Genomic DNA, 11,724 nt, shown 5'->3' on the forward strand with positions numbered 1-11,724 from the left:
CAGCCACGGGCGTGGACACCCGAGGGAAGGACGATGAGGCATGCCCTATCTGATGGGCCGATGAGCCGCGCGGGCGCCGACCGGCGGACCCACCGGGCGCGCTACCCCTTTTCCGCCGTCGTCGGCATGGACGATCTCAAGCTGGCCCTGCTCGTCAACGCGGTCTCGCCGGGCGTGGGCGGCGTCCTGGTCCGGGGCGAGAAGGGCACCGCCAAGTCGACGATCGTGCGGGCGCTGGCCGACCTGCTGCCATCGGTGCCGGTGGTGGCGGGCTGCCGCTTCTCCTGCGACCCCCGCGACCCCGACCCCGGCTGCCCGGACGGCCCGCACGCCGCCTTCGACGCCGAGGCGGACGAGGACGACGGGCTCGACGAGCTCGGCGAGGGCGGCGAGGACGGCGAGCCCGCGATCACCGTCCGGGCCGAACCGGCCCCCGCCGACCCTGCCCGGCCCGCCGGCGAGCCGGCCGGGATGCCCCACCGGCCCGCCCAGCTGGTCGAGCTGCCGGTAGGCGCGTCGGAGGACCGGCTCACCGGCTCCCTGGACATCGAGCGCGCGCTGACCGAGGGCGTGAAGGCCTATGAGCCCGGCCTGCTCGCGGCCGCGCACCGCGGCGTCCTGTACGTCGACGAGGTCAACCTGCTGCACGACCACCTGGTCGACCTGCTGCTGGACGCCGCCGCCATGGGCGAGTCGTACGTCGAGCGGGAGGGCGTGTCGGTCCGGCACGCCGCGCGCTTCCTGCTGGTCGGCACCATGAACCCGGAGGAGGGCGAGCTGCGCCCGCAGCTGCTCGACCGGTTCGGGCTGACCGTGGAGGTCGCCGCGAGCCGCGCCCCCGAGGAGCGCGCCGAGGTGGTGCGGCGGCGCCTGGACTACGAGCACGACCCGGTCCGGTTCGCCGCCCGCTGGCGGCTGGCCGAGGCGGAGCTGGCCGCGCGGATCGCCTCGGCGCAGTCGCGGCTGCCCCGGGTGGAGCTCACCGACGCCGCGCTCCGCCAGATCACCGCGGTCTGCGCCGCGTTCGAGGTGGACGGGCTGCGCGCCGACCTGGTCACGGCCCGCGCCGCGATGGCGCTGGCCGCCTGGCACCGGCGCACCGTGGTCACCGCCGAGGACGTGCGCACCGCGGCCCGGCTGGCGCTGCCGCACCGGCGCCGCCGCGACCCGTTCGACGCGCCCGGCCTGGACGAGGAGAAGCTCGACCGGATCCTGGAGGAGCACGCCGATCCCGCCGGGCCTCCGGAGACCGCGCCGCCGGAGCCCGAGCCGGAACCCGAGGCCGCCCCGGAGCCGGAGCCGTCGCGGGCCGACGACGGGCCGGAGGACGACGGTCCCGACGAGGGGCCCGACGACGACGGTCCCGGCGACGGGCCGCGCGGCGGTCCCGGCGGCCTGGACGGCGGAAGCGACGTGCTGAGCGCCCTGGACGCGCTGCTGAACGGCCAGTCCGTGAACGACGGCGAGCGCCCGGCCGACGAGCGCGTCCCCGCCGAGGACCCGGACGCCGGCGAGGGCGAGCCCGCCCAGGCCGGTGCCACGTTCCGGCCGCGGCTGTTCACCGTGCCCGGCACCGGCGTCGGCGCGCCCGGCCGCCGCTCCAAGGCGCGCACCCCGTTCGGGCGGGTCTCCGGGGCCCGGCCGGGCGCCCGCGGCCTGCACCTGAGCGCCACGCTGCACGCCGCCGCGCCGCACCAGCACGCCCGCGGCCGTACCGGTCCCGGGATCGTGATCGCCGCGGACGACCTGCGGGAGGCCGTCCGCGACGGCCGCGAGGGCAATCTGGTGCTGTTCGTGGTCGACGCCAGCGGCTCGATGGCCGCGCGGCGGCGGATGCGGGCGGTCAAGGGCGCCGTGCTCAGCCTGCTCCTGGACGCCTACCAGCGCCGCGACAAGATCGGGCTCATCACCTTCCGGGGCACCGGAGCCGAGCTGGCGCTGCCGCCGACGTCGTCGGTCGAGGCCGGGGCGCGGCGGCTGGAGCGGCTCCCCACCGGGGGCCGGACGCCGCTGGCGGCCGGGCTGCTGCGGGCCGCCGAGACGCTGCGGGTCGAGCAGGTCCGCGACCCGTCCCGCCGCGCGCTGCTGGTGCTGGTGACCGACGGCCGTGCCACGCACGGCCCCGACCCGTCCGCCGCCGCCGGGCTGCTGGCCGCGTCCGGGGTGGCGTCGGTGGTGGTCGACTGCGAGTCCGGCCCGGTACGGCTCGGCCTGGCGGCCGGGCTCGGCGAGCGGCTGGGCGCCGAGACGGTGCGGCTGGAGGAGCTCGGCTCCGACGACCTGGCCGGGGTCGTCCGCGCGTCCAGAAGGAACACGGCCGGGAAGGTGGCGTGAGCGAGCGATGCCGCAGGGCAAACCGGAGTACGTGCCCGAGGACGGGCTGACCACCAGGGAACGGCGCAACCGGCCGCTGGTGATCGTGCACACCGGCCCGGGGAAGGGCAAGTCGACCGCGGCGTTCGGGCTGGCGCTGCGCGCCTGGAACCAGGGCTGGCCGATCGGGGTGTTCCAGTTCGTGAAGTCGGCCAAGTGGCGGATCGGCGAGGAGCGGGCGCTGCGCGTCCTCGGCGACGGCGGCGAGGGCGGCCCGGTGACCTGGCACAAGATGGGCGAGGGCTGGTCGTGGATCCAGCGTCCGGGCACCGAGGCCGACCACGAGGCCGACGCCAGGGAGGGCTGGGCGCAGATCAAGCGCGATCTGGCGGCCGAGACGTACCGCTTCTACGTGCTGGACGAGTTCACCTACCCGATGAAGTGGGGCTGGATCGACGTCGAGGACGTCATCGCCGCGCTGCGGGACCGGCCGGGCTCCCAGCACGTGGTGATCACGGGCCGGGACGCCGACCCGCGGCTGCTGGAGGTCGCCGACCTGGTCACCGAGATGGGCAAGGTCAAGCACCCGATGGACCGCGGCCAGAAGGGCCAGAAGGGCATCGAGTGGTGATTCGCGCTCCCCGGATCGTGGTGGCCGCGCCCGCGTCGGGCTGCGGCAAGACGACCGTGGCCACCGGGCTGATGGCGGCGCTGGCCGCGCGCGGGACGGCCGTGTCGCCGCACAAGGTCGGCCCCGACTACATCGACCCGGGGTACCACGCGCTGGCCACCGGGCGTCCGGGCCGCAACCTCGACCCGTGGCTGACGTCGGAGGAGCTGGTCGTCCCGCTGTTCCTGCACGGCGCGGCGGGCGCCGAGGTGTCGGTGGTCGAGGGCGTGATGGGCCTGTACGACGGCGCCGCCGAGCAGGGCGGGTTCGCCTCGACCGCCCATGTCGCCGGGCTGCTGGACGCGCCGGTGGTGCTGGTGGTGGACGCGGCGGCGGCGGGCCGTTCGGTGGCGGCGACCGTGCACGGCTTCCGGACCTATGACGAAGGCGTGCGGCTGGGCGGGGTGATCCTCAACCGGATCGGCTCGGACGGGCACGAGCGGATGTGCCGCGACGCCGTCGAGGAGCTGGGCGTCCCGGTGCTGGGCGCGCTGCGCCGCCGCGAGGACGTGGCGACGCCGTCCCGCCATCTGGGACTCGTCCCGGCGGCGGAGCGGAGCGCGGAGGCGGTCGAGACGGTCCGGCGGCTCGGCGACCTGGTCGCCTCGTCTTGCGATCTGGACGCCGTGCTGGCCCTCGCCCGGAGCGCTCCGGCGCTGCGGGCCGAGCCGTGGGAACCGGGCGGGCAGGTGTCCGCCGGCGCTCCGGCGAGCGCCCGTCCCCGGATCGCGGTGGCGGGCGGTCCGGCGTTCACCTTCGGGTACGCGGAGAACGAGGAGTTGCTGGAGGCGGCGGGCGCCGAGGTCGTGCGGTTCGACCCGCTGCGCGACGAGCGGCTGCCCGGCGGCACCCGCGGCGTCGTGATCGGCGGCGGCTTCCCCGAGATGTACGCGTCCGAACTGTCGGAGAACGAGCCGCTGCGCCGCGCCCTCGCCGCCTTCTCGGCGGGCGGCGGCCCGGTGTACGCCGAATGCGCCGGGCTCCTCTATCTCGGCCGCGAGCTGGACGGAAGGCCCATGTGCGGCGTCCTGGACGAGGTGACCGCGACCATGGCGCCGCGGCTGACGCTCGGCTACCGGTCGGCCGTCGCGGTCTCCGACTCGGTGGTGGCCCGTACCGGGGAACGCGTGCGGGGCCACGAGTTCCACCGCACCGTCACCGACCCCCGCCACGGGAAGACGGCCGCGTGGCAGTGGACGACCGCGGGCCCCGACGGTTTCGTCCAGGGGGATTGCGTCGCGTCGTATCTGCATCTGCACTGGGCGGGGGAACCGCTGTTCGCCGAGCGGCTGGTGCGGGCGGCCTCCCGGAGCGGGACGGGCCGCGGCGAAGGAGGAGGGGACGCGTGACGACCTTCGACGCGGTGCCCGTCCTGGAGGGCGGGCGCGTGCGGCTGCGGCCCTACGGACCGGACGACGCCGATGTGCTGACCGAGGCGATGGCCGCGGGCGAGGACTTCCTGCCGCCCAACGTCCCGCCGGGCGGCGACGGCCTGGCCTGGTGGCTGGCCGAGGGGGTGCACGACATCCCGCGTTCGGGCTGGGGCCTGCACCTGGTCGTGGCGGACCGCGAGACCGGCGCGCTGAGCGGCACGGTCGGGCTCTTCCGGGTCGACTGGCCGGCCCGCTCCGCCGAGGCCGGCTACGGGATCCGTCCGGCGGCGCGCGGGCGCGGGCTGGCCACCGACGCGCTCCGCGCGCTGGCCGGCTGGGCGCTGGACGCCGGCGGCGGCGGCCTCAACCGGGTCGAGTTGCGCATCGACGTCGCCAACCGGGCCTCGGTCCGGGTCGCGGAGAAGGCGGGATTCCGGCACGAGGGCGTGCTCCGCGCCGTCGAGACCGGTCCCGGCGGCCCGGTCGACCAGCACGTCTTCGGCCTGATCGCCGCCGACCTGGAAGGCGCGGTTCTGGAGGGCACGGTTCTGGAGGGCACGGTTCTGGAGGGCACGGGGCGGAGCGCGCCGGGGCCGGGGACGCTCATCGGCGTCGGGGTGGGGCCGGGCGACCCCGAGCTGGTGACGGCCAAGGGCGTGCGGGTGCTGCGGGAGTCCGACGTGGTGCTGGTCCCGGTCATGGCGCTGGACGAGGCGGGCCGCGCCGAGTCGGTCGTCCGCGCGTACACGGGCAAGGCCGAACGGGTCGTGTTCGCCCTCAACGACCGCGGCGGCGTCACCGAGCGCCGCGCCGCCGCCTGGGACGCCGCGGCCGAACGGGTCGTCCGGGCTTTCGAGGAGGGCGCCGCGACCGTCGCGTTCGCGACCATCGGCGACCCCAACGTCTACTCGACCTTCACCTACCTGGCCCAGACCGTGCGGCGGCTGCGGCCGGGCACCGGGATCGCGACCGTGCCCGGCATCACCGCCATGCAGGACCTGGCCGCCCGTTCCGGGACCGTGCTCGCCGAAGGGGCGGAGTCGATCGGCCTGCTGCCGCTGGCCGGCGGCCCGGACGCGCTGCGCGCCTTCCGGGCCGCGCTGGAGACCGGCGACACCGTCGTGGCGTACAAGTTCGGCGCCGTCGCCGAGCAGGTCGTCGAGGCGCTCAAGGACGCCGGACGGCTGGACGGGGCCCGCTACGGCGCCCGGCTCGGCCTGCCCGGCGAGGAGATCGGGCCCGCGCGCGAGCTGTCCGGTCCCGTCCCCTACCTGTCCACGCTGATCGTGCCGGGCCGCCGCGAGGGCGGCCGGGGAGGAAGGCTCCGATGACCCCGCCGTCCGGCCCGCGCGGCCGGGTGCTGTTCGTGGGCGCCGGTCCCGGCGCCGCCGACCTGCTCACCTTCCGCGCCGCCCGCGCGATCGCCGCCGCCGACGTGGTGGTCTGGGCGGCCAGCCTGGTCCATCCGGACGTCCTGGAGCACGCCCGCGACGGAGCGGAGATCGTCGACTCGGCGCGGCTCCCGATGGAGGGCGTGCTGCCGTACTACGAGCGCGCCGCCGCCGAAGGGCTCACCGTCGCCCGGATCCACTCCGGCGACCCCGCGCTGTGGGGCGCGTTGCAGGAGCAGCTCGACCGGTGCAAGGAGCTGGGGCTGGAGACGGAGGTCGTCCCCGGGGTCTCCAGCTTCAGCGCGGTCGCGGCGGCGGTGGAGCGCGAGCTGACCATCCCCGAGGTCGCGCAGTCGGTCGTGCTGACCAGGCTCGGCGGCGGCAAGACCCCGATGCCGCCGGGCGAGGAGGTGCGCGAGTTCGCCCGGCACGGCACGACGATGGCGCTGTTCCTGTCCGCCGCCCGCTCCGGCCAGTTGCAGGAGGAACTGCTGGAGGGCGGCTACCCCGCGGACACTCCGTGCGTGGTCGCCTACCAGGCCACCTGGCCGGACGAGCTGATCGTCCGGTGCACGCTGGGCGAGCTGGCCGAGACGGTCAAGGAGCACAAGCTGTGGAAGCACACCCTGGTGCTGGTCGGACCGGCGCTGGCGGCGGGCGGCACCCGCTCGCACCTGTACCACCCGGGCCACTTCCACGGACATCGGCGCGCCGAGCCGTCGGCGCGGCGGCGGCTCAGGGAGGCTCGTCGGCCATGACACGATCAGATACCGCGGTCGCGACGATCGCCGCGTCCGGGGAGAAGACCCTCGTGCTTCTGGGGGAGGGGCTCGCCGGGCACGTGGCCGCGCGAATGCTGCCCCGCCTGCCCGAAGTCTGCTTCGTCCAGGCGGACGCGGCGGGGGGCGTGCGGGAGGCGGCGCTGGAGGCGGCCGGGCACGCTCTCGACCGGCTGGTCCTCCTCGCCACCGTCGAAGATCTCGCCGCACTCGACCCGGCGGACGGACTCGGCGGCATCACCGCCGACATGGGCGGCACCCCGGCGCTGGCCGCCGATGTGGCCGCCGCCGGTTCCGCGCGGCGCGCCTACGAGCTATGGGAGGGCGCAGGGCTGCTCGGCCAGTGCGGACGGGAACTGTGCCGCCGCGTCGCCGACGGCCTCGAACTCGCCGCCGCCGCGTCCACCGGTGCGGACCGGAGCCCGATCGCGGCGCAGGTGGTGCTGATGGATCCCGGCGGTGAGCGCATGGTCGGCATGTACGGGCGGCTGGGCCGATGACCTCCCCGCCCCCCGAGCCGTCCCTCACCGTGCTCGGGCACGACGGCTCGCCCCTCCCCGAAGAGGCCCGCGAACTGCTGGAACGCGCCGCGCTCGTGGCCGGCGGCGAGCGCAACCTGGCCGCCCTGCCCGTCCCGGAGGGCGCCCGGACGGTCGTCATGGGCGATGTCGGCGCGGCCCTCGACGCGATCGACGCCGAACTCGGCCAGGCCGGCGGCGGAGGCGATGTCGTGGTCGTGGCGAGCGGCGACCCGGGGTTCTTCGGGATCGTCCGGGCGCTGCGCGAGCGCGGGCACCGGCCCCGGGTGCTGCCGGCGCTGTCGTCGGTGGCGCAGGCGTTCGCGCGGGCCGGGCTGCCATGGGACGACGCGCTCGTCGTCTCGGCGCACGGGCGCGAGCTGCGCCGGGCCGTGAACGCGTGCCGGGCCCACCCCAAGGTCGCGGTGCTGACGGCGCCGGGCGCGGGCCCGGCCGAACTGGCGCGCGAGCTGTTCCCGCAGACGCCCCGCGCCTTCGTGGTGTGCGAGGACCTCGGCGGCCCGCGCGAACGGGTCGTGCACGTCCGCCCGGCCGAGGCCACCACCCGGCCCTGGCGCGAACCGAACGTGGTGCTCGTCCTCGACCCGCGCGGACCGGCGACCGGGCCCGGCTCCGGCGGGCGCGGCTGGATCGCGGGGGCGCGTCCCGGACCGGCGCGGTGGGCGCTCCCGGCGGACGAGTTCGCGCACGGCGCGTCCGCGCTGCCGCCCGAGGTCAAGGCGTTCGCGCTGGCCAGGCTGGGCCCCAGGGTCGGCGACCTGGTCTGGGACGTCGGCGCGGGCCGCGGCGAGATCGCGATCGAGTGCGCCCGGTTCGGCGCGGCGGCCGTCGCCGTCGAACGGGACGAGGCCGCCTGCGACCGCATCCGCGCCAACGTCCGCGCCCACCGCGTCAAGGTGGCGGTGTCGCGCGGCACCGCCCCGGCCGTCCTGGAGCACCTGCCCCGGCCCGACGCGGTGTTCGTCGGCGGCGGCGGACCGGAGGTGGCGCGGGCCTGCGCCGCCAAGGCCCTGCGCAGCGTGGTGGTCGTCGTCTCCGAACCCGGCCGGGTGCAGGGGGCCGTCGACGCGCTCGAAGGCGAGTCGCTCAGCGCGCACGCGGTCGGCCTTACCGCGGCCCCGTTCGGCGCCCCGACGTCGACACAGACGCAGACGCCGTCGGGTGCCGTCTACCTCGTGTGGGGGGAGCGCCCTGAGCCCGCGCCCCCTGCCGACGCGCGGAAGCGGGAGGCGTCGTCGCGGCAGGTGCGGGTGACGATCGCGGAGCTGCCCGGCACGGACGCCGGCGAGCCGACGAGCGGGAGCGCGCGGTGATCGGAGTCGTCGCGGCGACGGCCGGGGGCCGTTCCGCCGCCGAGGCGCTGGAGGCGGCCTGGCCCGGCGAGGTGCGCTCGTTCACCGACCGGCGGGCCGCGGACGCGCTGCGCGAGGCGTGGCGGACCTGCGACGCGATCGTCAGCTTCCTCGCGGTCGGCGCGACCGTGCGCGTCCTGGCCCCGCTGCTGGAGCACAAGACCACCGACCCGGCCGTGGTGTGCGTGGACGAGGGCATGCGGTTCGCGGTGGCCGTCCTGGGCGGGCACCACGGCGCGAACCTGCTGGCCAGGCGGCTCACCGGGGTGCTGGGCTGCGAGCCGGTCGTCACGACCGCCAGCGACCGCACCGGGACCGCCCCGCTCGACTCCTACGGCGCCGACCTCGGCTTCACCGTCCACAACCCCGATCTCCTCGCGCATGCCGGCGCGGCGGTGCTGTCGGGCGAGCCGGTCCTGCTGGAGGGCGCGGACGGCTGGCCGCTGCCCGCCCTTCCGCCCAACGTCGTCCGGTCGAGCGACTCCGGGGACGAGCCCTCGGTGGGGATCGTGGTGACCGACCAGGCCGAGATCTCCTGCATGTGCCACGAGGGCTGGTTCGGCAACCGGCTGGTGTACCGGCCCCCGTCGCTGGTGGTCGGGGTCGGGTCGGCGCGCGGCGTCCCGGCCGCCGAGGTCGGCGGGCTGGTCGACCGCACGCTGGCGGACGCCGGCCTCGCGCCCGAGTCCGTGCGGTGCCTGGCCACCGTGGACCTCAAGGCCGATGAGCAGGGCATCCTCAAGGCCGCCGAGGAGCGCGGCTGGGAGGTCGTCACCTTTCCGGCGGAGGCGCTGGCCGGGGTCGAGGTGCCCAACCCGTCGGACGTCGTCCGGGCCGAGGTGGGCACGCCGAGCGTCGCCGAGGCCGCCGCCCTGTACGCCGCCCGCTCGTACGGCCGGAGCGCCGAACTCGTCGCCGAGAAGCAGAAGTCGGCCGGCGCCACCGCGGCCGTCGCCAGGCTCGTGCCCAAGGGACGGCTGAGCATCGTCGGGCTCGGCCCAGGGGCGCGCGACCTGCTCACCCCCCGCGCGCACGAGGTGCTGCGGCGCGCGTCGGTGGTCGTTGGCCTGGACCAGTACCTCGACCAGGTGCGCGACCTGATCCGTCCCGGGACGAGGATCGTGTCGAGCGGCCTGGGCCAGGAGGAGGAACGGGCCCGCACCGCCGTCGAGGAGGCCGCGGCCGGACGCGCGGTGGCGCTCGTCGGGTCGGGCGACGCGGGCGTGTACGCGATGGCGAGCCCGGCGCTGGAGTTCGCCTCGGACGACATCGAGGTGGAGGGCGTCCCGGGGATCACCGCCGCGGTCGCCGCCTCGAACCTGCTCGGCGCGCCCCTTGGGCACGACCACGCCTACATCTCGCTGTCCGACCTGCACACCCCGTGGGAGGTCATCGAGCGCCGGGTGCGGGCCGCCGCGGAGGGCGACTTCGCCGTCTGCTTCTACAACCCGCGCAGCCGGGCGCGCGACTGGCAGCTGCCCGCCGCGCTGGAGATCCTGGCCGGGCACCGGCCGCCGGAGACGCCGGTCGGGCTCGTCCGCAACGCCTCCCGTCCGGACGAGACCGTCACGGTCTGCACGCTCGCCGAGGTCGACCCGGCGGCGGTCGACATGGTCACGGTGGTGCTCGTCGGTTCGAGCCGCAGCCGCACGGTGGCCGGGCGATTTGTGACCCCCAGGGGGTATCGATGGGCATGACTTCCCGCTGTTCCCCACCGCCCCGCCGCGAGGAGTGCCCGTGACCGCTCGCCTGCCCCATCCGATCGAGGTCCGCTCGTTCGAGATCCTGCGGTCGCGCGTCGACCTGTCCCCGATGCCGCCGCTGTGGCGGGCCGTGGCCGAGCGCGTGATCCACGCCAGCGCCGACCTGGAGTACGCCGTCGACCTGCGGACCAGCGAGGAGGACCTGGAACGGGGCTGGTCCGCGCTGCGCTCCGGCGCGCCGATCGTCACCGACGTCGCCATGGTCGCCGCCGGGATCACCGCCCGCGAGACGCGCTGCCACGTCAACGATCCGGCGGCGGCGAAGACGGCCCGCGCGGCGGACATCACCCGCTCGGCCGCCGCGGTCCGGCTCGCCTTCGCCGAGGTCGGCCCCGGCGCCGTCTGGGTGGTCGGCTGCGCCCCCACCGCGCTGTTCGAGATCATCGACCGCCGGGTCGCGCCCGCCCTGGTCATCGGGCTTCCGGTGGGCTTCGTCGGCGCCGCCGAGGCCAAGGAGGCGCTGCGCGCCAGCGGGCTCCCGCAGGTCAGCAACGTCTCCGAGAAGGGCGGTTCGGCGGTCGCCGCGGCCGCCGCCAACGCCCTGCTCTACCACGAGCTCGACCAAGAGGGGGAGCGAGGATGATCGAGCCCGAGGACGCGCCGCCGCTGCTGGTGGTCGGGCACGGCACGCGCGACGAGAACGGCGCCGCCGACTTCGGCCGGTTCGTCGAGCGGCTGCGCGCCCGGATGCGGCCGCCCGTGGCCGGCGGCTTCATCGAGCTGTCGCCGCCCCCGCTGACCGAGGCCGTCGCCGGCCTGTACGGGGACGGGCACCGGCGGGTCGCGGCCGTGCCACTGGTGCTGGTCGCCGCGGGCCACGGCAAGGGCGACATCCCGGGCGCGATGGCCCGCGAGATGGTCCGCCACCCGGGGCTGTCGTACACCTACGGCCGCCCGCTGGGCCCGCACCCGACGCTGCTCGCCCTCCTGGAGGAACGGATGGCGGCGGCCCTGGCGCCCCTCCCCGGGGCTTCACGGGACGAGCCCACGGCCGTGCTCCTGGTGGGACGCGGCTCGACCGACCCCGACGCCAACGCCGAGGTCCACAAGGTCGCCCGGCTCTTCTGGGAGGGCCGCGGAGCGGGCGGGCCGGAGCAGGGGCACGGGCTGACGGCCGTGGAGCCGGCGTTCGTCTCGCTGGCCCGGCCGAGCGTCCCCGAAGGGCTCGAACGGCTGCGCAGGCTGGGCGCGCGGCGCGTCGTGGTGCTGCCGTACTTCCTGTTCAGGGGCGTGCTGCCGGACCGCGTGGCGGAGGAGGCACGGGCGTACGGGGCCGGCCATCCCGCCCTGGAGGTCGTCTGCGCCGAGGTGATCGGCGACTGCGAAGGCCTGGCCGACGTGGTGGCCGAACGGTACGAGGAGGCCCTCGCCGGGGACATCCGGATGAACTGCGACACCTGCGTCTACCGGATCGCCCTCCCCGGATTCGCCGACCGCGTCGGCGCCCCCCAGACGCCCCACCACCACCCCGACGACCCCGCCGACGGGCACGGGCACGGGCACGGTCACGGGCACGCCCATGCGCACGCCCGCTGAAGAAGGGA

Annotated in this window: 10 protein-coding genes; all 10 read left to right on the forward strand. The window is 76.5% G+C overall.

Features of this window, described 5'->3' with window-relative positions:
• Positions 1-60 precede the first annotated feature (60 nt).
• From ABD340_RS31055 to ABD340_RS31100, 10 genes are read left to right on the forward strand one after another with little or no spacing between them, the layout of a single operon-like run.
• Complete coding sequence (locus tag ABD340_RS31055; RefSeq protein WP_344593777.1) at positions 61-2,334, forward strand: VWA domain-containing protein; 2,274 nt, start codon at positions 61-63, stop codon at positions 2,332-2,334.
• 7 nt (positions 2,335-2,341) lie between these two features.
• Entirely contained in the window at positions 2,342-2,944 is a 603-nt protein-coding gene (cobO, locus tag ABD340_RS31060) for a cob(I)yrinic acid a,c-diamide adenosyltransferase (protein ID WP_344593778.1), read from the forward strand.
• Complete coding sequence (locus ABD340_RS31065; protein WP_344593779.1) at positions 2,941-4,332, forward strand: cobyrinic acid a,c-diamide synthase CobB; 1,392 nt, start codon at positions 2,941-2,943, stop codon at positions 4,330-4,332. Before cobO ends, ABD340_RS31065 begins: the two co-directional genes overlap by 4 nt.
• Positions 4,329-5,687 (forward strand): precorrin-2 C(20)-methyltransferase, encoded by a 1,359-nt coding sequence (cobI, locus tag ABD340_RS31070; protein WP_344593780.1) that lies wholly within the window; start codon positions 4,329-4,331, stop codon positions 5,685-5,687. Before ABD340_RS31065 ends, cobI begins: the two co-directional genes overlap by 4 nt.
• A complete protein-coding gene (gene cobM, locus ABD340_RS31075) occupies positions 5,684-6,505 on the forward strand; it encodes a precorrin-4 C(11)-methyltransferase (protein WP_344593781.1) in 822 nt (273 codons plus the stop codon). Before cobI ends, cobM begins: the two co-directional genes overlap by 4 nt.
• Positions 6,502-7,026: a hypothetical protein gene (locus ABD340_RS31080; RefSeq protein ID WP_344593783.1), complete on the forward strand. Its 525-nt coding sequence runs from the start codon at positions 6,502-6,504 to the stop codon at positions 7,024-7,026. The genes cobM and ABD340_RS31080 overlap by 4 nt, the downstream gene beginning before the upstream one ends.
• Positions 7,023-8,378, forward strand: coding sequence for a precorrin-6y C5,15-methyltransferase (decarboxylating) subunit CbiE (cbiE, locus tag ABD340_RS31085; RefSeq protein WP_344593784.1), 1,356 nt, complete (start codon positions 7,023-7,025; stop codon positions 8,376-8,378). The genes ABD340_RS31080 and cbiE overlap by 4 nt, the downstream gene beginning before the upstream one ends.
• Positions 8,375-10,114, forward strand: coding sequence for a precorrin-3B C(17)-methyltransferase (gene cobJ, locus ABD340_RS31090; protein ID WP_344593786.1), 1,740 nt, complete (start codon positions 8,375-8,377; stop codon positions 10,112-10,114). The genes cbiE and cobJ overlap by 4 nt, the downstream gene beginning before the upstream one ends.
• Before the next feature lie 40 nt (positions 10,115-10,154).
• Complete coding sequence (locus ABD340_RS31095; RefSeq protein ID WP_344593787.1) at positions 10,155-10,763, forward strand: precorrin-8X methylmutase; 609 nt, start codon at positions 10,155-10,157, stop codon at positions 10,761-10,763.
• The gene (locus ABD340_RS31100; RefSeq protein ID WP_344593788.1) at positions 10,760-11,716 is read left to right on the forward strand and encodes a sirohydrochlorin chelatase; all 957 of its coding nucleotides are present in this window, start codon (positions 10,760-10,762) and stop codon (positions 11,714-11,716) included. The genes ABD340_RS31095 and ABD340_RS31100 overlap by 4 nt, the downstream gene beginning before the upstream one ends.
• Positions 11,717-11,724 lie beyond the last annotated feature (8 nt).

This window comes from Actinomadura vinacea, assembly GCF_039532545.1.
Lineage (GTDB): Bacteria > Actinomycetota > Actinomycetes > Streptosporangiales > Streptosporangiaceae > Spirillospora > Spirillospora vinacea.

Coding starts and splice junctions, on each gene's coding strand:
- cobO (WP_344593778.1), top strand. CDS start 2,342: ATGCCGCAGGGCAAACCGGAGTACGTGCCCGAGGACGGGCTGACCACC.
- ABD340_RS31100 (WP_344593788.1), top strand. CDS start 10,760: ATGATCGAGCCCGAGGACGCGCCGCCGCTGCTGGTGGTCGGGCACGGC.
- ABD340_RS31080 (WP_344593783.1), top strand. CDS start 6,502: ATGACACGATCAGATACCGCGGTCGCGACGATCGCCGCGTCCGGGGAG.
- cbiE (WP_344593784.1), top strand. CDS start 7,023: ATGACCTCCCCGCCCCCCGAGCCGTCCCTCACCGTGCTCGGGCACGAC.
- ABD340_RS31055 (WP_344593777.1), top strand. CDS start 61: ATGAGCCGCGCGGGCGCCGACCGGCGGACCCACCGGGCGCGCTACCCC.
- cobM (WP_344593781.1), top strand. CDS start 5,684: ATGACCCCGCCGTCCGGCCCGCGCGGCCGGGTGCTGTTCGTGGGCGCC.